General features: G+C 36.8%; 19 protein-coding genes, 1 tRNA gene and 2 pseudogenes. 11 read left to right on the forward strand and 11 right to left on the reverse strand.

All coding sequences use genetic code 11. The annotated features are described in order from the left end of the window. Positions 1–135 precede the first annotated feature (135 nt). A complete protein-coding gene (locus Y7E_RS0118440; protein WP_017152739.1) occupies positions 136–363 on the reverse strand; it encodes a hypothetical protein in 228 nt (75 codons plus the stop codon). 117 nt (positions 364–480) lie between these two features. Beyond that, complete coding sequence (locus Y7E_RS0118445) at positions 481–1026, reverse strand: hypothetical protein (RefSeq protein ID WP_017152740.1); 546 nt, start codon at positions 1024–1026, stop codon at positions 481–483. Between the two features lie 298 nt (positions 1027–1324). On the opposite strand from Y7E_RS0118445, the gene Y7E_RS0118450 reads away from it, so the two are divergent. The 5 genes from Y7E_RS0118450 (at position 1325) to Y7E_RS0118475 (ending at position 4640) form a co-directional block, all read left to right on the forward strand. Further along, positions 1325–1397 (forward strand) — tRNA-Val (locus tag Y7E_RS0118450). A gap of 172 nt (positions 1398–1569) precedes the next feature. Beyond that, entirely contained in the window at positions 1570–2490 is a 921-nt protein-coding gene (locus Y7E_RS0118455) for a tyrosine-type recombinase/integrase (protein ID WP_017152741.1), read from the forward strand. A 149-nt stretch (positions 2491–2639) separates the two neighbouring features. Beyond that, a complete protein-coding gene (locus tag Y7E_RS0118460) occupies positions 2640–3422 on the forward strand; it encodes a helix-turn-helix domain-containing protein (protein WP_017152742.1) in 783 nt (260 codons plus the stop codon). Between the two features lie 478 nt (positions 3423–3900). Continuing rightward, positions 3901–4101, forward strand: coding sequence for a hypothetical protein (locus tag Y7E_RS34500; RefSeq protein ID WP_017152743.1), 201 nt, complete (start codon positions 3901–3903; stop codon positions 4099–4101). Positions 4102–4370: 269 nt separating this feature from the next. After that, a complete protein-coding gene (locus Y7E_RS0118475) occupies positions 4371–4640 on the forward strand; it encodes a hypothetical protein (protein WP_017152745.1) in 270 nt (89 codons plus the stop codon). 125 nt (positions 4641–4765) lie between these two features. Here the strand turns inward: Y7E_RS0118475 and Y7E_RS0118480 are convergent, their stop codons facing one another. The 6 genes and pseudogenes from Y7E_RS0118480 to Y7E_RS34510 form a co-directional block, all read right to left on the reverse strand. Beyond that, entirely contained in the window at positions 4766–5587 is an 822-nt protein-coding gene (locus tag Y7E_RS0118480) for a hypothetical protein (protein ID WP_017152746.1), read from the reverse strand. A gap of 108 nt (positions 5588–5695) precedes the next feature. Then, positions 5696–5830: a Phr family secreted Rap phosphatase inhibitor gene (locus Y7E_RS32805; RefSeq protein WP_017152747.1), complete on the reverse strand. Its 135-nt coding sequence runs from the start codon at positions 5828–5830 to the stop codon at positions 5696–5698. Further along, positions 5827–6921, reverse strand: coding sequence for a response regulator aspartate phosphatase (locus tag Y7E_RS0118490; protein ID WP_017152748.1), 1095 nt, complete (start codon positions 6919–6921; stop codon positions 5827–5829). The genes Y7E_RS32805 and Y7E_RS0118490 overlap by 4 nt, the downstream gene beginning before the upstream one ends. Before the next feature lie 649 nt (positions 6922–7570). Next, entirely contained in the window at positions 7571–7990 is a 420-nt protein-coding gene (locus Y7E_RS0118495) for a BRO family protein (protein ID WP_017152749.1), read from the reverse strand. A 1159-nt stretch (positions 7991–9149) separates the two neighbouring features. Next, complete coding sequence (locus Y7E_RS34505; protein WP_167321110.1) at positions 9150–9725, reverse strand: recombinase family protein; 576 nt, start codon at positions 9723–9725, stop codon at positions 9150–9152. A 140-nt stretch (positions 9726–9865) separates the two neighbouring features. Continuing rightward, positions 9866–10862: pseudogene (locus Y7E_RS34510) on the reverse strand (Y-family DNA polymerase); the annotation flags it as partial. A gap of 234 nt (positions 10863–11096) precedes the next feature. On the opposite strand from Y7E_RS34510, the gene Y7E_RS0118505 reads away from it, so the two are divergent. Next, positions 11097–12008 carry a hypothetical protein gene (locus tag Y7E_RS0118505; RefSeq protein WP_017152750.1) on the forward strand — a complete coding sequence of 304 codons (912 nt, stop codon included), beginning with the start codon at positions 11097–11099 and terminating at the stop codon, positions 12006–12008. A gap of 42 nt (positions 12009–12050) precedes the next feature. Here the strand turns inward: Y7E_RS0118505 and Y7E_RS30070 are convergent. From Y7E_RS30070 to Y7E_RS0118520, 3 genes and pseudogenes are all read right to left on the reverse strand, one after another. Continuing rightward, positions 12051–12254, reverse strand: a pseudogene (locus tag Y7E_RS30070) (N-acetylmuramoyl-L-alanine amidase); the annotation flags it as partial. A 491-nt stretch (positions 12255–12745) separates the two neighbouring features. Next, positions 12746–12931: a DUF3976 domain-containing protein gene (locus tag Y7E_RS0118515; RefSeq protein ID WP_017152752.1), complete on the reverse strand. Its 186-nt coding sequence runs from the start codon at positions 12929–12931 to the stop codon at positions 12746–12748. A gap of 46 nt (positions 12932–12977) precedes the next feature. Beyond that, complete coding sequence (locus tag Y7E_RS0118520; RefSeq protein ID WP_017152753.1) at positions 12978–13382, reverse strand: hypothetical protein; 405 nt, start codon at positions 13380–13382, stop codon at positions 12978–12980. A gap of 1568 nt (positions 13383–14950) precedes the next feature. Here Y7E_RS0118520 and Y7E_RS0118535 point away from each other — a divergent pair. From Y7E_RS0118535 to Y7E_RS0118555, 5 genes are all read left to right on the forward strand, one after another. Next, the gene (locus Y7E_RS0118535; protein WP_017152756.1) at positions 14951–17818 is read left to right on the forward strand and encodes a 2-oxoglutarate dehydrogenase E1 component; all 2868 of its coding nucleotides are present in this window, start codon (positions 14951–14953) and stop codon (positions 17816–17818) included. A 155-nt stretch (positions 17819–17973) separates the two neighbouring features. Beyond that, complete coding sequence (odhB, locus tag Y7E_RS0118540; protein WP_017152757.1) at positions 17974–19233, forward strand: 2-oxoglutarate dehydrogenase complex dihydrolipoyllysine-residue succinyltransferase; 1260 nt, start codon at positions 17974–17976, stop codon at positions 19231–19233. 183 nt (positions 19234–19416) lie between these two features. Continuing rightward, positions 19417–21336, forward strand: coding sequence for a putative thiazole-containing bacteriocin maturation protein (locus Y7E_RS0118545; protein WP_017152758.1), 1920 nt, complete (start codon positions 19417–19419; stop codon positions 21334–21336). After that, positions 21336–23285: a TOMM precursor leader peptide-binding protein gene (locus Y7E_RS0118550; RefSeq protein WP_017152759.1), complete on the forward strand. Its 1950-nt coding sequence runs from the start codon at positions 21336–21338 to the stop codon at positions 23283–23285. The genes Y7E_RS0118545 and Y7E_RS0118550 overlap by 1 nt, the downstream gene beginning before the upstream one ends. Positions 23286–23397: 112 nt before the next feature. Further along, positions 23398–24969: a SagB family peptide dehydrogenase gene (locus Y7E_RS0118555; RefSeq protein ID WP_017152760.1), complete on the forward strand. Its 1572-nt coding sequence runs from the start codon at positions 23398–23400 to the stop codon at positions 24967–24969. Positions 24970–25071 lie beyond the last annotated feature (102 nt).

Consider the following 25071-nt stretch of genomic DNA (forward strand, 5'->3'; position numbering starts at 1 on the left):
TTCTTTTTGCAGTATATACTAATTCTACCAATCCGACATGAAATTGGTATTTAACTGGAAAAATAATTACCATTTTTCACTATATCATAATTTTACAAGAAAGGACATAATCATATGCATAAAAATAAGAAGGACTCATTCTTTCTCATCCTTCTCATCAACCAACAAATCTATTAAATTATTCCCAGCTTCCTCTTCTGTAATCTCATCGGTCATCCCCATGAAGGACCAGCCCTTTGAATCCACCCATTCAATAAACTCCTCTAAAAACTCATCATGAGAAACATCAACATCAAGAATCGCACCATTTATTGAAATCGTTCTATTTCTAGGTACACGCATCTTGAAAGATTTTCTTACCATTCGTATATGCTCCTTTAACCTATGAATATTTATAAATCTATTTTCTATTTCTGTTATATACTATTTCTATACAATTGTAAAAAGAAGTTCCTACCAAAACAAATATAAATTTAATATTTATTTGCTATGTTGCTTAATATATTCATCATAAGTAGGTATTTCACTAGCATCACCAGCACCCTCTTTTGCGCTGTTAAACATATATCCCGCTTTCAATCCGTTTTGCCCGATATCCAGATCATGTAAAATACGGTGAACATATACTAAAGCTGTTGTATCATGATTTTGAACTGAAATATCAAGCAATTTTCTAGCTCGTTCCAAATCTTCTTTCAAATCACCTTTACATAATGCAGCTGCTTCTTTTAACGTTGTATCAATTAATTTGAACCCCCATTTGTTCTCTTCCCAAGCTGGAGCATCCGCCTGCTCAAACTTCTCATACTTTTCCCAGCCTGTAATGTTATTTAAATCACTATGAGTTGCTCTTATCTTCATTCCAATATCTTTTGATTTATCCACTTCTTTGATTGGCTCAGTCTGTTCAGCCTTCATTTCTTTTTTATCTGTTTTATTGAAAAACATAATGCCACCAAATATCAATCCAAATAAAACAAGGCCTCCCATAACAAATGCAGTTCCTTTTCCTGTCCTTTTAAACAAAGTGATACACTCCCTCAAGTTATTTATCTAACCTTTTAAATTATATCAATTTTCAATCGTATTATATTATAATATTGATATTCGACTTGATGAAACGTAAAAAATCAATCCTGCTTCATGAAGGAGTCAACCTCTTACTATTTACTATTAAACTATATGGAAATGTGCTCACAATAACTATAAGCATGTTATTCTACCAAGTTTCATTTTAAAGGTTATAGTAAAAAAACTATTGTAAGGTGCCACTTATTTTTGTATAATCAAACTAACAGAATTGTCAGATACATCAATCAATCATGATCCCGTAGCTCAGCAGGGAGAGCGCCACCTTGACAGGGTGGAGGTCGTGAGTTCGAGCCTCTCCGGGGTCATAAAACTCAATAGTATCAAGGCTTGAGAGGATATTCTCAAAAGCTAAAACTGTGGAGGTCTCCATCAGACACCACAAGTTAAAAGAGGACTACTTCTAGTCAGCTAATCAGCTGGCTCAGGGGTAGTCCTCTTTTTTTGTGTCTATAAAACTGAGAAAGGACTGATAAGAAAATGCTACTTAAGTTTGCTATGAAGGATTTCAAAGTGGAAAAAGAGTTCGCTAATCTGTCTCCTCGTACAATTCAATCTTATATGGCTACCCTGCATGAGTTCCAGGTCTTCTGCTCTGAGAGGGAACTGATAGATACACGAGACATTAGAGAAGTAACTGTTAAGAGCTACCTCATGTATTGCCAAAAGACGAGAGGGAACAACGTAGTAACAAGAAATACAAAGCTCCATCACCTAAAGATTTTCTTTAACTATTTACAACATGAGGACGTTATCACTGAGAAAGAAAATCCTATTCGTAAAATGAAGCTGGCTAAAGAGGAAATAAAAATTGAGGTCTTTCAAGATGAACATATCAAACAAATGCTTCGCTACTATAGAAGACTTAAAGCAAGAAATAAAAGCTTTTACGCTTATCGAGATCACACTATTATTGTTTTCCTTTTAGGAACTGGCTCAAGGTTAGGAGAGCTTATCAATATACGCTGGAGTGAATTGGACTTGGTAAACCAAACAGTAACCCTATTCGGTAAAGCTCGTAAGCAGCAGACTGTCCCTCTCACAGACAAACTTGTAAAAGAGTTTTGTGAGTACAAGATGTTTGTAGAACGTGAGCTAGGTAAAACCCCCGAGTACGTTTTTACTACTCGGGAAGGTAATCAGCTTACACCTAATGGTATCAAACTCGTATTTAAGCGACTCAAACAAGTAATGAACTTTAATGACGTTCGCTTATCAGCTCATACTTTTCGTCACACCTTTGCTCATCGTTGCTTAATGGCTGGTATGGACGTTTTCACTCTTCAAAGAATGCTAAGGCACAGCAACCTGAGAATGACTGAGAGGTATCTTGCTCTTTGGGGAACTGCCTTGAGAGAACAAAACGATAAGTTTAATCCACTTAACTCACTTGAGATTTAAGACAAATAAAAAGAGAACCCTGCTAGTTTGGCGACCGGACAGGGCTCTCTCTTGGAGGAAAACTCGAAGGAGCTTTCTTGTTTGCTATTGTATCATGCTCATTGGTACTAGCTCAAGGGGTGTTCCTTCTCATATAGGAGGAAAAGAGTATGAAGAAGTTAAGACAATATGAAAGCTTTCAGTCTGTTGCTGAGATGGACAAAACTATTGATCGCACTCTTAAGGAATATAATTTAAAAGATAGCGAGCGAGTAATACTTTTAAAGCTATCAAACTACTCATGTAAATTCATTGGAGTTAGTTATCTCAAGAATAATACGTTAGCAGATCTAACAGGATACTCTAAGCGTACTGTTCAGCGTGCTCTCAAGCGTTTCAGCGAGCTAGGAATCATTACTCGTATGGAACAGTTTAAACCTGTTAAAGGTGGCTATTCAGCGTTCATCTGTGTAATTAATCCTTTCGAGCGTCACCTTGAGTTGGCATCTTGCAAGGAAGCTGCCGAGCCTACTCCTGAGCAACCTGAAGACCCATCTCACGAAGACGAAGCCATTACACTTAAAGCTAAAAGCTCTAAAGAATTAAAGATACGTAATAGCGCACCTGTAAGTATTAACGAGCTAGATGTATCTTATTTGGCTAACTCATGTGTACCGATGGAATTTATCAACACAGTATCCCCTTTCTTTAGTACAGCTAAGGAAATCTATGCTATGTGGGGAAAAGTTAAATTAGCAGCTAACAAGTACGCACCTGACTTAGTTGATACAACTGAGGTGGCTATCTCAGCATTTAAACAATCTGTGTTTGCTTTAAGGATGAACAAGATTAGAAAAGACTTCAAAGGGTATCTGTTTGGTGTCCTCGCAAAGATGATGTCTGTCGAGCAAAGAAAGCTAAAGTGTAAGCTATTTAATTTTCTTGGGGAGTAACACGAACTCTATTTTAGTTAAAACACACATTGTCATTACTGATAAGTAATAATCCCTCTCATCTGATTTCTGTCCTTCTCAGCTTTAACCTTTGAGGTGGTGCTATCGGGTATATTCTTGATTGCATGCTAAGGGTGGTAAACTATCGGGCACGGTGATCTAGCTTATCCTATTTTATTTGTACCTGTGAGAATGGATATATTCCAGTTAGACTACCTGCTGAATTGCCATACCAGAGAAAACAACTTCTCACATTGACTTGTAAGACACCTTACGAGGTGAGCTAATATATTTATATTCAACCTGAAGAAAACTCCACAGTCACAATCAGAGGCACCTCCAATGAGATTCTATCTATTTTATCATTCTCATGAAAATAAATTAAAAAACTCCAAAATTAACTATTGACGGTTTCGAAACCGAGGTGTAGGATTTAATTAAGGTAGCAAACACGCTATTCAGAAAGGAGCTACTAAAAGTGGCTGATAAGTTTCAAGTCTTTTACGGTAGGATACAAAGCTACTACGAATTAGAAACCTTAGAGGACGCAAAGAACCTTTATAGGTCTTGGTCTTCTCTTAACAAAATCCATACTGTTAATAAAGAGGAAAAAATCGAGAAGATGCTAACTCGTATGTACTCAGGAGCCAAAATTGTACCATCTAAAGAAGACAAATAAACAAAAGGAGTATTACCTCTCCAGCGACCAAACTGACAGGTAATACTCCTAGCAAACCACAAGGAAGTACCTTGTAGTCATCCTCTATTTTAGCATGATTAGTAGGTGTCTAACAAGGTGATTCCTCAAAGGAGGGACATACCGTGAGAAAACAAAAACTAGAGTCCGTACTTATAGCAAATGGTATGACAGGTTTTCTTTATGGAGTCGGCTATCTCCAATCACTTTTAATAGTCAACTACTAATTATAACTGAGGAGGAATTTTAAAATGAAAGTAACTAAATTAGATAAATTAATGATGATTATTGATAATACAGTAGATTCAAAACAAACTAGAATGATCAAAGAGTTAGGCTATGAGATCACGCAAGATATGACGTTCTCAGAGGTACTAGCAATTCACCACAAGATGGACAAAGCAGGCATCTCAGTAGAAACAAAAACTTCACAACAAGGCTTTACATACCTTGTACACTTACGAGTCGGTCACTTAGAGGAATCACTAACATTCGATCTCAAGGAGGCTACAGCATGCTAACTAATTCAACTTACAAAATATCAGCTAACTCACATCATATTCACAGAGACAATATTACAGGTTAGAGACAGCAATAAGATTTAAGTAAGATTAGACTAGAAATCAGGCGAGGAGCAACTTTAGGGTTACTCCTCAACTTCTTCTAATAAGAATTCTAAATCAGATAATGTATGTATAGCATTAATTAATCGTAAAGCATCCATCTTACTCCACTCAAAAGGATTATCTCTTCCATGAAGAACCCAATTACGATTAATTACAGGAGGCCTCTGAGGATTCTCCTTTTCTAAATCTCCAAAGCTGAAGGTTTCAGAAATAAATGTATACGCTGAAACATGGAGTGCGCTATAATACCCTTTATATTCAGCATTTATATCTATCCCCTTAAATGTTCTTCTCCAGAGTTTACGTTTTTGGCTTGCAATATCGCTATTGCTGGTTAGTTTAGTTTCTTTTTTAATTAATTCAAATGTTAGCCCCTCAATAACACTAAATAAACTAGGTATTGTTATGTAATAGTCACCCTTCTCATAACAACTAAAGCATTGTTGGAGTAGACCTCTCCACTTTATAAGATGTTCTTTCTTTAAAAGGTCATCCTTGATAGTATTATACACTTCGTATTTTTCATAGTAGTACTCAAACTTTTTATCAATTTCAGCTACCTCTTTGATTTTTGATATTTCCTCAAATCTTCTCCAATCCATTTGTCCCGAAAGCGTCCATCCATACTTACCTAACTTTTTAGCTGGCTCTATCCATTTTTCAAATAGTTTTTTACTATCAATTTTCTCCATTCCAGCAAATGCTTGCTTTAAAAGATCAGAAGTTTTTATGTTGAATTGCATTTGTTTATGAAATTTATTATATTCTTCCTTGTACATCTGACGCAAAGCAGATAATACCGATGGTACTCCATTTAGAATATCTTCTTTTAACTTGTCCATAACTTCTCTCCCTCGGATATCCTAATTTAATGATACTCTATTGGGTAATTATGTACAAAAATAAAGCAAGGATTTCTCCCTGCTCCTGTTAATTCTTTATTAAAGAGATCAACCTCCAGTGTTTCCATCTGCCATAGCCTTCACTAGAGTAGTAGTTTGTTGCTCATCTACTGAAGTATGTACTCCAAGTGTTAGCGTCAAAATTGTTACAATTCCCATTAAACCAAGTATCGCTTTCTTCATTTTAGTGCCTCCTTCTTGTGAATTTCTTTTTTAGCTTCATAACTTAAATAAAAGTACTTACTTCCTTGTTCGAAGTTACCTCCATTGTGGTACTGCACAGCCACTACTTCAGTATACTCTTGAACATACTCCCATAGTTGTTCTCTTTTAAAATAATCCATTCCTGCTAAAACTACTTTTTCTAACTCTTGAGCTGGTGCATTTTGAACCATGGATTTTAAAATTACCAATCGGTACTGATACTCATTGTTTTCTAGTTGTTTACATATTGTTAGACCTTTTTCGATAAGCTCCAAAGCAATTTCTGTTTGACCTAATTTAAATTGCTCTCTAGCTTCAACAAATAGGGATCTGTAATTCGTTGGCATTTTTTCATTAACTTCAGATAAGTAACGAAGAGCCAATGGAGAGAGGTTTTGACTTGCATACATTAAACCCAGATTTTGGCGAACCATTAGGATAAAGTGCTCTTCCTCTACCTTCTGAAAAGTGTTCATCGCAGAAGTTAAATGCTCCTCAGCTAGTTCCCATTCTTTTAAATGTATACATGCTAACCCATAAAGGTTATTACAAAAAGCTAGATTTAACTCATTACCATTGTGTTTAGAAAATATCTCTTTAGCTTTCGTTACATGTGTAATCGCTAACAACGCTTGATAAACATGATAACGGAATGTAGCTAATTTATAGTAAAACTCTGCATGTTCAAGTTCGTCAGAAATATACCTTAAGAGTGATTCAGCTTTCTCATAGTGCTCTTTAGCTAAAGTGTATTCACCAATTGCATTAGAGTGGATAGCTTTAAAAAAATGATAATAGTAAGCTAGTGAACTATTTGTTGGTACACCATAAAAGTCGATTTCATCAAAACAATCTTTGGACACTCTTAAGTTATCAATTAAGTAATTGTATCGAAAATTGAGAAGTAAGTAATGCTGTAATAACTCTGAGCTTCCTTTAACCTCATTAATTTTTTCTTCCACTTTCGGTTTTAAATTTCTTGCTTTTTCTAAATGTCTCGAGCGAATCTCTAAATACCATTCGTTTAATAATTGGGTTACTTGTTCATTCCCCTTTATTTGAATGTTCATAAATAACCTCCTCATCCTTTTTATACAAAAACTTCCTAAAATAAACAATATCAAAATTTAAATAAATAAAAAAGGCTATATGTTTATTTATCAAGAATATTCAGAATAAAACATTATAAAAATAACCCCTGGTTTATATCTAGCGATCCCTCTTTTTAGCAACCTTGCTGTCTCTTAGTAGCATCCCTACTCACAAAATTGCACGTTTAGGGAAAAGACTAATTCTTCCATAGTTAATTTTTGTGACTTGTCCTTTGTGGTGTACTATAAAGCGACCCAGTTTAGGTTCTTCCCTTCTCGGTTTAAACAAGTAAGTAACAACTACGGAGTTTACCTACCGAGGTAGACTCTTTTAATTTACCCTCCTCAGGTGTTACCATTACAGTAAATGAAATTCAACAGATGTAACCCCTGAGTCCGCCCTCGTAGATAACACGAAAAAGCAAAACAAAAAGCTGCAACCCAGCAAGCAACCTCTATAGGCTACTCGTGAATTACAGTTTTTTGTTTGATCTATATAGTTGTACTATTTTAATCGTTCTCAAGGGGAATTTAGACTTACAGAAGCTCTCGTTTCGAGCACCCTTCACTTAGACAGTGTCTTCTTATTAGTGATTGGAGATTTGTTTGCTATAGTCTAAAGTTAAAACTACCTCCATAGCTGAAAGCTGTGATTTACCATCAATCTCAAGAGCTTTATGTTCACCAAACTCACCATGAGCAGACACTCCCCTAGAGTTGATAATTTACCTACATCCTCTTTGTTCTCCTCATGGGTTTGAATAAGATTAGATTCAAAAGCCCACTCTCTTACACTCTTAAAGTTTTCTTTCCTAGAATGCTTATTAACCTCAAAGAACTGAGCTAAGCCCTTAGATGTTACAACTTTTAAGCTAAACCCACCGGGCGTTCTCGTTATGTCTAGCTCTTTAGGATCAACCTTTTTAAATACGTCTGAAGTATTTTTATATCCTATCATGTCACAGACATCTTTCGCTGCGAACCACTTAGCACCACCTGCCTCATTAGTTCTCAAATTTCCGAACTCTGATTCTATGATTTTAAACACTAAAATCCCTCCTCAGTGGTATTTATTTTAATTATATAGTTGTCTCCACCACCTGTAAATATATTATTTATATGTATTAATATAGTAATGATATGGTAATATCTAGGTAGTACTACCAGTCCAACACCATTATTTTCTTTACGTCTTCTGAGAAGCGTTCTATCGTGCTTCCGACTCCCTGTTTTAATTACCAAAGTTTTACTCAAAAATTTAATTCTAAAAAATTTCCAACTCTAAAATCCAACTTTGAAGCTATAACTCTAGGTGGTAAGCGAGGTAGGTGAAAACTCAAGAAGTTTTGCCCCTCACATGGCAACTAACGAGTTGGGAGCTAATTGGTTTTACTCCTCGGGGGTTATATTCAATAAATAAGATGTAGTTTACTCATTTGTACACTTTCTAAATATGGCCACTATCGAACGCATCTGTACCCCTATATGTTATAACATTACGTTATTATAATGTAATTTGATGTTGGGGAATGGGAAGCTGGTGAGCAGCTGATGAGGTGAGGTCGACACTCAAGCCTTTCCTATGCAACCCTGACAGTACAAACTGTGCAACCAACTCCATAGCCCACCTGACCAGACAACACACAAGAGCAACTGTCAGAGAACACCATACATAAAATAAGCAAACATATGAGATAGATACTATATAGCGTCACGCTTGTTGGCATTACTACAGAGTATGACCATACAAGGCAAACAATACAGGTAGCTTATGAAATAGCTCACACAGCATACTACTGAGCACACGCCAGCAGGTAATGTATATAAGCTGGTAACTACCGAACACAGATTTAATGAGATCACCTCCATATTCGCTACTCACAAGGCACACTAACAGTAACAACCACTTGCCATCATCTCATACAACAATCAATAACAAATACCTTATGAGGTAGCGTACTCAATAAAACACTATGTATTATACTCTCCTGTTACCATCACACTAGATACTATGTAGCATACACCTACATGCAGTACACCAATGAGCTGGCACTCCTCAACCTTACATTATAAGGATCAGGTTACGCATTCACTTATCAACTCAGCACACGAGCAGGCGTACTGTTAGGTACACACTCAAGAGTTGCGCTATATTGTCCGTACTCGCATACAAATAAAAAAGAAACACCGAGGCAGCAACTTAATTGTCACCTATCTCGTGTTCCTTTTTGTAATTTTCTCTTATTAATCTCTTTATATAGCTTACCTTGAGATATCCCCACTTGACTAACAATGTCCTTGATGGAATATTCCCCAGAGTCATACATCTGTAAAGCTACCCTTATTTTGTCATTATCGAGTTGAGGTCTACCCAGTTTAACTCCTCGTTTCTTTGCACTTGCCAGTCCTTCTTTTGTTCGTTCTGCTATTAAGTCCCTTTCAAGTTGGCTAATTACTGCCATCATAGAGAACATAGCTTTTCCAGTTGGCGTTGAAGTGTCCATATTTTCCTTTAGTGATACGAAAGTAACACCCATATTATTTAACTCCTCAACCGTTGTAAGGATATCAAGAGTGTTTCTTCCTAGTCTACTAATAGCTTCTACAATAACAGTATCACCTTCTCGTACTGTATCCATGAGCTGGGTTAGTCCTGCTCGGTCTTTTTTAGTTCCTGTATATTTCTCTTGGATTAATCTATCATAGCCATATTTATTGAGTGCTTCTAACTGTCTATCAAGTAACTGCTCATCAGTTGAAACCCTAGCATAAGCGATTCTCATCAGGTTTCTCTCCCTTACATTTATTGTACCTTTAATGTAACACGAGAGTATATTAACTGTAAAGGTTTTATGTAATAACTTTATGTAACACACAAAAGGCTTAACAATAAGGTTTGATTCCCTAGTTAAATGATTACACTTATTTATCGTTAAATTAGTCGCTCGATTTAAGGTATGTGTTTTACAAATACCTCCGCCTCCTCCGTAACCTTTACTGTAGCCGACTGAAAAGTGGACGGTTTGAGCGAGTTTATTTTGTCTTCTCAATCGATAGCAAACTTCCTCGGTATGTTCTAATAAGATAATCGGAAATTCATCTATCGTATAATCACGTAATAGTATTTGACTTTTAGCGATAGAAGTCGTAGCTGGAACGTATTTTTCAGCAATCCTACTTAAGTCAATTCCGTTTGCATGTAGATGAAGGTCCTCGCCTATCACACCGAATCTTTGCTTCAAATATTTAAGCGGATAATTTGCTAAATCACCGATTGTATAAATTCCTTTTCGGTTTAACTTCGTTTCTGTCTTATACGATATACCCCAAAATTTACTGAGTGGTCGAATGCTCCATAACTTCTCGGGTATATCGTCGTAAGTCCATTGCGTTATTCCATCTTGATTCTTCTTCGCTTCGATGTCCATTGCGACTTTACTCATTAACAAGTTCGGACCAATACCGATTGTGCATTCGATACGAGTACGGTCGTAAATCTCATGTTTAAGTTTCAACGCAAATTCATACGGGCTATCCGCAAATAAGTGTAAAGAAGCCGTCATACCCATAAAAAATTCGTCTATTGAATATTGGTGAAAGTCTTCTGGTGCTACGTATTGTATTGCTAGTTTCGTTATGTAATTCGAGCATTTAATATACGTATGCATGATTGGATTAACGATAAGTATATCTGGTCGTTTAGGTATTTCGTATAATCGAGCCATTTTCTTAACGCCCAATGCTTTTAGCGGAGGTGTCGCTGCTAGTATTATCGATCCACTTCGATTTACACCACCCACTACGGCAAGTTTTGTATACCGTGGGTCTAATCCTCTTTTGATACAACTGACTGATGCGTAAAAGCTACGTAGATCAACGCATAATATAATCCGATTAGGCAAAAGAGAATAATCATACAAGGTAACCACTCCTAAACAACAGAACGTTCGTTCTTATTATATACGAACTTGTGTTCTTTTAAAAGTATTTTTTAAGAAAATATTGGTTAAAAGTAATTCCCAATACTACATAAAATTAAGATTATTATCACTTAATTTAATTTTTATAAATCACATGGAAATATTTACTTTAATTTTAAAACGTTATATTCTTATATCCGGCCATTATGTATTATTTAAAAAGGGGTTGAATTTTTGATTAAAACTAGAACTGTTATATTAGTTGTCTTTATAGCTATAATTTTTTGTTTATCTCTTGGTGCTATATTTGGTGATAAATCGTCATCGAATACAAAAACATCTAATAAAGCTAACGATGCTACATCTGAAACTAAGAAGGTCATGCTATACGCACAATTAGATAAGTTAGATTATAATAAGGAGACAAATAAAATTAATTTATCCCTAACTACTAATATCCCTGATTCTACAAGTGCAACTATAAAAGTGTACAGCTCCCAAAAATCAGAGAACTACGATTATACCGCTATAAGTAGTGAGATACTTAAAGATGGTAAATTACAGGCAACTCTTTCTCCGTCCTTTCCTGTCAAAAACGGACAATATTATGTGAAGATAACTATTGATGTTTCAAATGGGGAGTACACTTCTTCAAACAAACATCTTATTGATACACTTGGAAGTGGTTATAAGATAGAAGAACAGTACAGTGGTAGTACTTTAGTAAAAGTTCGTAATACGTCTTATGACAGATATACACTTGATATTGACACAAAAAATATACTATCCATTGAAAATGGCTTTTCTGAGCAAGAATACCAACAAGAACTAGATAAAAGAATAAAAGAGCGTGAACAACGAGAGCAACAAGAAATACAACAATCTAAGCAAACCGAAGTTCACACTACTACCGTTGATGCAAATAGTAATGGCGAAGCTTGGCTGAAATTATCCAAGTCAGAGAAACAAGCATTAACAAATCGTTTACTTAACAATTGGAAAAATAATGGATATACTGTTACAGCAGATGCTGATTGGTTTATTGACGCTTTAGATGCTTTCTATGGTACTCCACAAACAAATATAAACACCATCGCGGATGCTATGACTCTATCTGGTGTCGCTGGTGGAGTAGTGAAAAAATAAAAAAATCGACCGCCTATTACGGGCGGTCTTTTCTACGTATTATTAACGCACATTCACATACTTATCACTAGCCTTAATAGGGAATGTTTTCCCTTTCGAATTGTGTACGCGGTATTGCGGTGAGCCGTTTACATCAACTTTAGCGTCAATGGCAAAGCCGAGTCCTGTGTCAACTGTACCGGCTACGTACGACTTATTCCACGTAGCTTTCGTGTAGAAATTTAGGTCTTTTACTTTCGATGGGATAACGTTCATTTTAAAGCTATTTTCCCTAGAGAATTAACAGCGAAATTGAGTACGTATATCCGATGTAATACAAATACCTCCTAAACGACTTACATATCGTAAAATATAGAGTGTTATCTCGTAAATTAGACCCGAAGTTTTAAATTTTGCACGGATTTTCAGTCGCATGGCGAACCAAAATCTCGAAAACCTCCCCCCGCCCCTAAATAAAAAAGCCGGTATTATGTTGGGAAGTCGATATTTTAATTCCTTCTATATAGGAGTAATTTTCATTAAACCCATAACCATTCCCCTTTTTAATATTCTTATAGAATATTTCACCATGAATAACTCACTGAAAAGAAGAATAATTTTTCCTACTTGTGTTCGAGATTCATTTAAAATCCTCTCTCTTCATCGTTTCCTATAAGGAAAAACAATATAGTTTAACGAAAATAAAAACCCTATTTTTGACAAACTATCAAAAACAGGGTTTTCATCCTATACTCTATTTATAATTTCTTAATCACCAATACAATCAACACAATAATTCCCACAAACATCACCGCTAAACAGCCAATCAGTTTATAAAAACCTCTCTTTGTGAGCGTATTATCTTTCGTAATATCTTTACGAACAAAGAAATACATAAATAGAATTAAAATAATACTTATACCAAACGCATAAAAAAACTGCATTTTTTCTCCTTCCTATATGTAAGACTTATTCTTCATTATTTCCCGTTTAGAACCACTTTACTTGCATATTTCTTTTTTGTAAAAATTCACGGATTTGCTCCACTTCTCTCCCGTTATAGTGCTTCTCTAAAAACATTTGAAATTGATCTTTTATTTTAAAAATTGGATTGTACGTAATCAAAATTCCTTTACACCTGATTATTTCTTCTATCTCCTCTATTTTCCGCTGCTCCTCTGACCAATTTTCCTTGATACATCTCACTTCAATTTTTTCATTTGCATTTGTATAAAATACAAATTTAAAACCAAGCCTATTTGATTTTACATGCTTATAGTCATCATACACTTCTACTTGTTCAATCTCTCCCCAACAAACCCTTTTAGCACTTCCCCAAAATGGATCCTCGATAACTTCTTTATTACTTACACTAGAATAGTAGAAAAAAAGCAAGTAAATGAGCACCCAAGAGAATATACAACATAAACCATAGTATGTAAATAAAAGATAACAATGCAACACTTACTTCTTGTTGCCTGTCGTCCACAATTGGATGAAGTGAATTCACATAACTAATCTTACTTGACATAAAGTGAAACTTTAATCAGTGGGGGTTTTCTCCATCCCCACTGATTATTAGCCCTCACCAATCGGGCTTTTACGGGCAGTTTATCTCCCACCTAACTTCTTTAGAAAAGCGGAAGCGGCTCGCTCAGAATCGCAGGACGTTGGAGCACCCGACAGAGAGGCGCTTTTTGCCTCGTCCGAGGGGGCGAAACGACCGGAGATTCTAGCTGCTAGAGCTGGACAATGCTTTCGCCGAATTTTGAGGTGGGAGTATTACTGCCCACAAATAGCCGGATAAATAGAACAAAACCGAATATCGATAGAATCATAGAAAACACTATTGGCCCAATAACACTAACATTTTCATTATCCGTTTTCTTTTTCATTTTATCGCCCCTAATTTCCATTTTATAACATTTATTTAATGGAATGTGCAAATTTTAGAAATCTATATATCCTATAACTTCATTCTAAAACGTTTTCTGATTTAAAGATTAACTAACAATACAAATGATTTAGATAAAAACAATTCAATATTCGCCATTTTATAGCACTTTTTCTCATCTTTTTGACTACAATGACTATTTTTATAACCAAAGTGGAAAAGTATAACGAATGAAAACAACCAAAATATTCGATTTCTTTTTTATTCCTGCATCTATATAATTTGCTACTCTGAAAAACAGAAGCTCACCTGCACTCATGTCCACTTGGTTTGGGGCTGAAAAAAGATCTAACAGGCGGATTCCCTCTCCCCTCTAGAGAAAAAATTTTATGTCTTTTTCCATCGAAAGCTTTCGTTATATTAATCCTTCTCAAATTAGAAAAATTAGTATAGCTATATGCACTTTATTTTTTGTACATATACAAATTCTCTTCCTATTTGTATGAAATGAGCTATCTTTTTCAAGCTATTTTTAGCTATATTTGCAAAAACTAACGATTTATAAGCCGTTTTCAAATCATAATCATCACTTACAAGCAAATTCTTCTTTTTCTCTTTCAATATTTAACACTATTGAAATAAAGTTTACGATAAATTCATAATTTTTTATTTTTTATACTATATTCTGTTATATTGTTGTATAATATTCTTGAAAGCGCTTATTATTTTAATATACATAAATCAAAAGATGTTTGACGAAACATTCTTACAATTCATCTTATAGTTTTATCCGGAAGATTTTGTTTCAACCGCGGATGTATCAGATGGAATCACCTATTTTTCCTTAAAATTCCTTTATAACATGAAAGATTAACTTGGGTGATAAGTAATTGTGAATGTTTTTTTACAAAACGGATAAGTAATAACATTTGGTATTATGTAAATTATTGTAATAACATAAGAATAAAGATAACATTTACATTCATTACTGGTTCATCAATTATGAAAAGAGTGAAATGCATCCTTTTCACATGAAAAAAGGAATATATGCATTGGGAGGTTTAAACAAATGACGAGGAAGAATACAACGACAAACCCTTGGGCCAAATTCCATGGTCCGAACCTTGGCTATGTTATTGAACAGTATGATCGTTACGTGACTAATGAAGGTTCTGTTGATCCGGAATTACAAGAGCTTTTTGAAACTTTTGGAGCTCCTACATTCCAAGCTGATGTCGTAACAGGGGACAACAAAGAAACAAATTTTTCTCCTCAAGGTACAGAAAACATTGAAAAAATTCTTAAAGTAGTGCAAGTTGTAGAAAGTATCCGTTCGTTCGGGCATCTATCTGCTCATATTAATCCGATGGAAGATCCTACTGATGGACAATCCCTTATTCATACAACAATGCAGGACTTGAACGATGAAGATTTGAAAGCGATTCCAGCAAAAACAGTATGGCCAGATGCACCAAATGGTATTCACACAGCTCTTGATGTAATTAATAGATTAAAAGATGTTTATACAAAATCTTTAGCCTATGAATTTTCTCATATACAAGATAGTGAAGAACGTAAGTGGTTGCATCAAATGGTGGAATCAAATTCATTGCGTCAACCATTACCAAACAAAAAACGAACTGCTCTCTTAAAACGTTTAACAGCGGTTGAAGGTTTCGAGCAATTTTTGCATAAAACGTTTGTAGGTCAAAAACGTTTCTCTATAGAAGGCGTTGATATGCTTGTACCTGTACTGGATGAAATTATTTCAGAAGGTGCTAAGGGCGGCGTAAGTGACGTGATGATCGGTATGGCTCACCGCGGACGTCTTAGCGTACTTGCTCATGTATTAGAAAAACCATATAGTCATATGTTTGCTGAATTTAAACATGCAACTATAGAAGGTGCGAATAGTAATGCTGGCTGGACTGGCGATGTGAAATACCATTTAGGTAGAGAACAAGTTGTCGGATCTGAAGAAGCTAGCACACGCGTTACATTAGCAAATAACCCGAGTCACCTTGAGTTTGTTAACCCTGTTGTTGAAGGTTATGCACGTGCAGCTCAAGAAAATCGTAAAAAAGCTGGTTATCCTGAACAAGACATTTCGAAATCATTCGTAATTTTAGTTCATGGTGACGCTGCATTTCCTGGGCAAGGTATTGTATCTGAAACATTAAACTTAAGCAGATTGAATGCATACCAAACAGGTGGAACAATTCATATTATTGCAAATAACTCAGTTGGCTTTACAACAGATAGTTACGATTCTCGTTCTACAAAGTATTCAAGTGACCTTGCAAAAGGCTTTGACATTCCAATCGTCCATGTAAATGCTGACGATCCAGAAGCTTGTCTTGCTGCTGCTAACCTTGCAATTCAATATCGTATGCTGTTCAAAAAAGACTTCTTAATCGATTTAATCGGTTACCGTCGTTACGGACATAACGAAATGGATGATCCTGCTGTTACGCAACCACAAGTTTATAAGAAAATTAAAAAGCACCCTACTGTTAGAGCAATCTATGCAGAGCAACTGCAAGCTGAAGGTGTTTTAAATGCTGAAGAAGTTGAAACAATTACACAGTTTACACAAGAGCAATTAAAAGCTGAGTATGCAGAAGTACCACCTGCTGATACGAGCGAAGCTGCAATACACGTGAAAGTTCCAGACGTAGTTGCAAGAGGTATTCAGCCAATCGATACTGGTCTTCCGCTTGAAACACTTCGCGCAATTAACGAAGGGCTTTTATCTTGGCCAGAAGGCTTTAACGTATACCCTAAAGTGAAGAAAATTCTTGAGCGCCGTAAAGATGCTCTTGAAGAGAACGGTAAAATTGAATGGGCACTTGCTGAATCTTTAGCATTCGCTTCTATTTTACAAGAAGGTACGCCAATTCGTTTAACTGGTCAAGATTCACAGCGTGGTACGTTTGCACACCGTCATATCGTACTGCATGATACAGAAACAAATGAAACATATTCACCATTGCACCGCTTGCCAGATACACGTGCATCTTTCTCAGTTCATAACAGTCCGCTGTCTGAAGCTGCTGTTGTCGGTTATGAATACGGTTATAACGTGTTCGCTCCAGAAACTCTTGTTATGTGGGAAGCGCAATATGGTGATTTCTCAAATACTGCACAAGCATTATTTGACCAATATGTTTCAGCTGGAAGAGCAAAATGGGGACAAAAATCTGGTCTAGTTCTTCTCTTACCTCATGGTTATGAAGGGCAAGGACCAGAGCACTCTAGCGCACGTCCAGAACGTTTCTTGCAACTTGCTGCAGAAAATAACTGGACTGTTGCAAACTTAACAAGTGCGGCACAATATTTCCATATCTTGCGTCGTCAAGCGTCAATCCTTGGTACAGAAGCTGTTCGTCCATTAGTAATCATGACACCCAAAAGCTTACTGCGTCACCCACTTACAGCTTCATCGGGTAGCCAATTAAGTGAAGGACGCTTCCAACCTGCGTTAGAACAAGAAAACCTTGGCACAAAACCAACCAAAGTAAAACGTCTTGTTTTAACAACTGGTAAAATGGCAATTGATTTAGCAGCAGAGATTGAGTCTGGTAAACATGAGTACAATTTAGATGAAGTTCATATTGTTCGTATTGAGCAATTGTACCCATTCCCTGCTGAAAAAGTTCAATCTATTATGAAACGCTTTAAAAACTTAGAAGAAATCATTTGGGTACAAGAAGAACCACGAAACATGGGTGCATGGCATTACATGGCTCCAATTCTGTTTGAACTTGCTGGAGATAAAGTAAAAACAGGTTATATTGGACGCCCAGACCGTTCAAGCCCTTCAGGCGGCGATCCACATGCGCACCGTGCAGAACAAGAACTTATCGTTGCACACGCATTAGATACAAAGTATAACTTTCGACAAGATAAACAAGAAATAGAAGTTTTTAGCAACTAACAACGAAAGTGATGTGCTCTAGCTCATTTGGGCAGAGTTCCTTACACTCAAAATCGTAAAGAATTTCTGCCCAATTAAGCTGGAAAAGATGGAGATTACCGAAGAGAAAAGAAGACAAAACACACCGTTAGGCAAATAAGGGGAGGACATTTAAAATGATCGAAATTAAAGTACCTGAGCTTGCAGAATCTATTTCAGAAGGAACTATTTCACAATGGCTTATCAACGTAGGCGACAAAGTTGAGAAAGGTGGCAGCGTTGTTGAGCTTGAAACTGATAAAGTCAATGTAGAAATCATTGCAGAAGATTCAGGTATTGTATCACAACTACTAGGAGAGCCTGGGGATACAGTTGAAGTTGGTGACATCATTGCAATTTTAGATGCAAACGGCGCTGCAGTAAGTACACCTGCTCCAGCAGCAGCTCCAGAACAACCAAAACAAGAAGTTACTGAAGCACCAAAAGCTGAGGCTCCAAGTGCAACGCAAAATAAAACAGCTTTACAAGGTCTTCCAAATACAGATCGCCCTATCGCATCACCTGCTGCTAGAAAAATGGCACGTGAATTAGGAATTGACTTAAATGAAGTACGCAGCACTGATCCACTTGGCCGTGTAAGACCGCATGATGTACAAGCACATGCTGCTGCACCAAAAGCAGAGCCAAAACAAGAAAAAACAAGTCCAAAACCAGCTATGGCTACTGAATTTGAAAAACCAGTTGAGCGCGTAAAAATGTCCCGCCGCCGTCAAACAATTGCAAAACGTCTTGTAGAAGTTCAACAAACATCTGCAATGTTAACAACATTTAACGAAGTTGATATGACTGCAATCATGGAATTACGTAAAGAACGTAAAGACTCATTCGAGAAAAAACATGATGTTCGTCTTGGCTTTATGTCATTCTTCACAAAAGCAGTTGTTGCAGCATTAAAACAATTCCCATTGTTAAATGCTGAAATTCAAGGTGACGAGCTTATCATTAAAAAATTCTATGATATCGGAATCGCTGTAGCAGCTCCAGATGGATTAGTTGTTCCAGTTGTACGCGATGCAAACCAATTGAACTTCGCTGAAATCGAAAGCGAAATTCGTGACCTAGGTAAAAAAGCACGCGATAACAAACTTACATTAAAAGAACTACAAGGTGGTACATTTACAATTACAAACGGTGGTGTGTTTGGCTCCCTTATGTCAACACCAATCCTAAACAGCCCACAAGTAGGTATTCTCGGTATGCATAAAATTCAAGTAAGACCAGTTGCAATCGATGCAGAACGTATGGAAAACCGTCCGATGATGTACATTGCTCTATCTTACGACCACCGTATTGTCGATGGTAAAGAAGCGGTTAGCTTCCTTGTTGCTGTTAAAGAAATGCTTGAAGATCCAAAATCATTATTATTAGAAGGTTGATAGACTTTCGAAATACAAAAGGCTGTATGAAAGAATCGATTTATTCGATCTTTCATGCAGCCTTTTTTTATTAAACAAAGACTCTAAAATAATAGCAATCTGTTAAAATTCATAAGGGACAAATCACAGTACATACACTAACAATGTGTGCCTAGAACAAATTGACTGATAAGGAGGAATACAATGAGTGCTCTGCCCGCTTCCACAAAACTAAAAATGAACAAGGATACCTTTTTCCTTCCCGACTCAAACGGGGGTGTCTATTTTCGAAATAACTCCAGCTCATTCCGGATGCAAGGTAATGGTATCTATGAATGGATTGAAAAATTAATGCCTATGTTTAATGGAGATCACACTTTAGAAGAACTAACAAGTGGACTCCCCCTCCCTTATCAAAATAGAGTGTTTGAACTTGGAGAAATTTTGCATCAAAATGGTTTCGTCCGAGATGTAAGTCAAGATTCTCCTCATCAATTAGAGGATGCATTACTTGAGAGATACGCATCGCAAATTGAATTTTTAGATACTTTCTCTCATTCAGGTGCCCTGAAATTTCAAATGTATCGACAAGCTAAAGTCTTAGCAATTGGATCCGGATCTATTTTCACTTCATTAGTTTCTTCTTTACTTGAATCTGGTTTACCTAAGTTTCACTATCTGATTACCGATCCTGATGCAACAAATCTCTCTCGGCTAAACGAACTTGTGCAAAAAGCCTATACTGCCGATCAAGATGTACTTGTTCAAGAAATAAATACAACAACAGATTGTTCTTTGCAGGAAGTTTTTCAGCCCTTTGATTGGATTCTATATGTTTCTCAAAATGGCAATATCGAAAAGCTAAGAACTATACATGCAATTTGTAGAGAAGAAAAGAAAAACTTTCTTCCAGCTCTATGTTTGGAGCAAATAGGCTTAGCTGGTCCTGTCATTACTTCAGACTCTAAAGAATGCTGGGAATCAGCATGGCATCGCATGCATGAAAACGCTCTTCAACAAAATCAATCACCAGAGCCATTCTCTCCAATTGCTGGCGCTATGTTAGCAAATATTATTGTTTTTGAGTTATTCAAACATGTTACAGATGCTTCGGATAGGGAGAAAAACAAGCAATTCTTTTTACTAAATTTAGAAACGCTTGAAGGCAATTGGCATAATTTTATTAAACACCCACTTATAGCCACTAAAAGTTTTACGATAAAAATGATACCAGACCTTGATGAAACTCTCAAACGACATGCAGATCAAAATCACTCGAATGAACTTTTTCGTTTTTTTGACCAATTAACTTCAAGAACCTCTGGAATTTTTCACATATGGGATGAACAAAATCTAAAGCAATTACCGTTGTCTCAGTGCTATATTCAGGTCGCAAATCCGTTATCAGAAGGACCCACTACCCTCCTCCCTACAATAATTTGCGGCGGATTGACTCATGATGAAGCACGCCGCGAGGCAGGACTAACTGGGATTGAAGCATATGTAACTCAAATGATTCATTTTCTTCTTCCTGAACAAGATGAATTTATTGGAATTGGTGCTGGGGAAACAATGCTAGAGGGTGTTTATCGCGCGCTACAAAATCATTTAACACACACATTGAGAACACGACAATTGAGCCAAACAGAAAAAATTGCAGAGCTACACTTAACAGAGATTCATGACAAACATTGCCGTTTTTATTTAGATGCACTCCGCACAATACACGGGACACCAAAAATAGGAATTGGCGAAGAAATACTAGGTTTCCCTGTTATTTGGGTCCGCGTACACAACCAGTGGTATGGTAGTGCAAATCTAAATATGACACTAGCACTAAGAAGCGCATTACAACAAGCACTACTTCATTTCCAAAATCAAGAGCCTCCCTATAACTCTAATATATTATGGGAATCATCTGTCCTTTTACACGATACAGAGTCGTTTAGAACTGAAGTACAAAAAGAAGAAGAGATTCCACATTTAGATTCCTTACAATTAGCTTTACAGAATTTAAAAGAACATAATCTTCACCCCTACGTCCTCGACCTAGCAATCGAACCATTTTTAAAAGAAGGATTAGGTGGTGTAGTTGGTGTGGTAATAAAAGAGGAGGTAGACTGATGGATCGTAAAATATTAATTGTAGGAGATGGCACACTTGCAGACTATGTAAATCAGCAATTGTCGGTTCACTACCCTATCATTCATCAACATACGATCGAAGAATCCCTCCCTGAAAATATTCATCTCGCTCTTGTATTACACGATGGTTCTCCTCCCTCTATACATCAGAAAGCTGAACAAATATTTCGATCTGCTAACATCCCTTGGCTTCGTGGCTTTACTTCATTCGGCGAAGGGATTATTGGTCCTTATGTTAAACCAAATAAACCAGGATGTTCCTATTGTGCCGATGCAAGACGTTTTATAGCTGGCTTTGACCAAAAGGAAATGTGGGAATTACAACGGAAATATTCCTTACAAACGGATGATGTCATACAGAGGGATGTATGTGCAACGCAAACTGGATTACTACAAATGTGCCAGCTTATTCACGCTGAAACAGAAAAGATATTAACAGAGGGGCATACCTCTTTAGCAGAAGAACTAATTTTACTTAACATGCAAACATTTCAATGTTCACGTCATTCCTTTCTTCCTGATCCTCTATGCCCAATATGTAGTACAATACCCGAGGACACTGAAGCTGCTGCCTACCTTTCTCTACAACCAAGTTTTAAAACAAATGGTGAGAGTTATCGTTGTCGTTCTATTGAAGATTTAAATGCATTTTTGACGCAAGATTATTTAGATTATCGGACTGGACTTTTAAACGGGAAAATGCAACATTCCTTATTACCATTCGCTGACGTAATTGTAAATATGCCGTTACTTTTAGGTAATGAAGGGGTTGCAGGTCGAACACATTCATTCGTAACTAGCGAGGCAACCGCGATTTTAGAAGGGTTGGAGAGATACTGCGGAATGGCTCCTCGCGGGAAACGGACGAATGTTCATGGTAGCTACCGAGATTTCGAAGATACAGCCATCAATCCTCTCACAATTGGTGTACATACGGATGAACATTATAAAAAAGCAAATTTCCCGTTCAAACCATTTGATCCTGATCAACCTCAAGATTGGGTATGGGGTTATTCTTTATCACAAAACCGTCCAGTCTTAGTTCCAGAATCAATTGCATATTATAGTCTAGGACACAGGGATGCTTTTGTCTATGAAACCTCAAACGGCTGTGCAATTGGAGGTAGTTTAGAAGAAGCGATTTTCCATGGTATTTTAGAAATAGTCGAACGCGATGCTTTCTTGCTAACTTGGTATGCGCAATTGCCACTTCCCCGCCTTGATTTAGCTTCTGCGGATGATGTGGAATTACAATTGATGATTGAACGAATGCGCACCATTACAGGCTATGATTTACATGTTTTTGACGCAACGATGGAACATGGTATCCCAAGTATATGGGCAATTGCAAAAAATACAAAACAAGATGGCATGAACCTCGTCTGTGCAGGCGGTGCCCACATGGAACCACTACGAGCTGTTAAAAATGCTATCCATGAATTAGCAGGTATGTTGCTTACAATGGATGAAAAATTTGAAGCAAACAAGCAAAAATACGAAAAATGTTTACGCGATCCCTATCTTGTCACTCAAATGGAAGATCATAGTATGGTATATGGCTTACTAGAAGCCGAGGAACGCCTTCAATTTTTATTGAATGACGATCGGCATGTACAAACATTTCAACAAATGCATCAGCTAAAATCTATCGATAGGGATCTAACTTCGGATCTTCGCCATCTTTTAGATCGACTACATCACTCAGGGCTTGAAGTAATCGTTATTGATCAAACTGTCCCTCTCATACAGAAAAACGGGTTATCTTGTGTGAAAGTATTGATTCCTGGTATGTTGCCAATGACATTTGGCCATCACCTTACTCGCGTAAAAGGACTACAAAGAGCACTTACTGTACCAATGGAACTTGGATATATCGATGAGCCTCTTACATTTGAACAACTTAATCCACATCCGCATCCATTTCCATAAGCCATAATAAAGTAAAACTTCCATCAGCGTTTTTTCTTCATCCCCCACCCCTCTCCTTTATTTTTGCTAAATGTTGAGGTGGGGGTATTCGTGATAAGGAGGTCGATTGTTGATGCAACTAGAAACATTTCTACATCATTTACATTTTTCTACCGATGAAATTATGCCCCAAAATAAAGAAGTCGACTGGGCTGATGCCCCCCTTCCCTATAAACTATATCGTAATCTACCCGGCATTCCTCTTTCTTTAGAAATACCGTTAACGCTACGCGATCAAAATATGTCTAACGAACCCACTTTAGAGCAAATCGGACATTGTCTCTGGTATACATTTGGCCTAACTCAATTATGTCAGCCTTCTTTCAATTTAACTGAAGAGCAAACAACAACAAATATATATCGGAGATTTGTTCCTTCAGGAGGGGCTTTATATCCAAATGAATTATATTTATATTTAAGAATTGAAACTATCCCATATGGCATCTACCATTACGACGTAGCACATCATCGTCTGATTTTGCTTCGGGAAGGGAATTTTGATTCTTATCTCACGCAGGCACTTGGGAATCGCTGTGATATATCCGCTTGTTTTGGTATTACTTTCGTATCAACAATGTTTTGGAAAAATTTCTTTAAATATAATAATTTTTCTTATCGGCTCCAAGGTCTAGATGCCGGCGTACTCATCGGTCAATTACTAGAGACCACGAAACAATTCGGCTATACCTCTGGTGTATATTTTCAATATCTTGATCGAGCTATTAATCACTTACTCGGACTATCTGAGCAAGAAGAAAGTGTATACGCAGTTATTCCGTTATCTAACAAGCCTACAGCAGAATGGTTTCACCAAAAACATACAGCAACAGAAAACATCTCGTCTCACGAACTGTCTGAACTCCTTCCTCTTTTGCAACATGAACACTTTGTTCGCTCACAGGACGTTACAGCGTATCCTATGCTAACAAAAATGAATACAGCATCCATGCTAGAATCAACAGAATCATTTCGCACGTTGCATGAAGAGGCAGATGTTCCACACAATATGCAATCTTTCGTACTTCCCGAAGTGGAACGATTATCATACGACTTCGCAGCCGTTTGTCAAAAACGCTATTCACCTGATATAGACTTTGTCTTAAAAAAAATAAATGGAACACAACTCGCTACCTTGCTTCAAGAAGCAAGCCTTTCCTTTCCTTATCAAAATGATTTAGACGGAAAACATACCAATCCAAAAGTACGCGTCTCACTGTACGGATGCTTTTATAACGTAGAAGGTTTGCCAAATGGTGCATATTCCTATAACAATGCTGCCCATACATTAGAAGAAATTCAACATGGAGATCTACGCCACTCTTTACAATCTGGTATGACAATGGACAATGTAAACCTCTTTCAAGTGCCACTCTGTTTACATGTAATGGGAAATAAAGATTATTTAAAAAACGATTTAGGTTATAGAGGATATCGGATTCAACAAATAGAAGCTGGGATGCTCGTACAAAAGCTCGTCTTAGCAGCCTCAGCTATGGATATGGGAGGACATCCACTCTTAGGGTTTGATGCAAACTTATGTGACAAACTGTATGAAACTAATACAACCGGAAAAACGACCCTCATTCAAATTCCTGTTGGTTTCTATCGACCTCGCACTTGGTTAAAAGGATATTTGCATAGTTAAAAATACGCCCTTTGCTAGCACCGTGTACTGAGCGAAGGGCGTGTTTTTTAAAGGAATTTGGATTACCTAAAGCGAATATACAAATTTAGGAAATCTATATAT

Origin of the sequence: Bacillus bingmayongensis (genome assembly GCF_000299035.1) — a bacterium.
Lineage (GTDB): Bacteria > Bacillota > Bacilli > Bacillales > Bacillaceae_G > Bacillus_A > Bacillus_A bingmayongensis.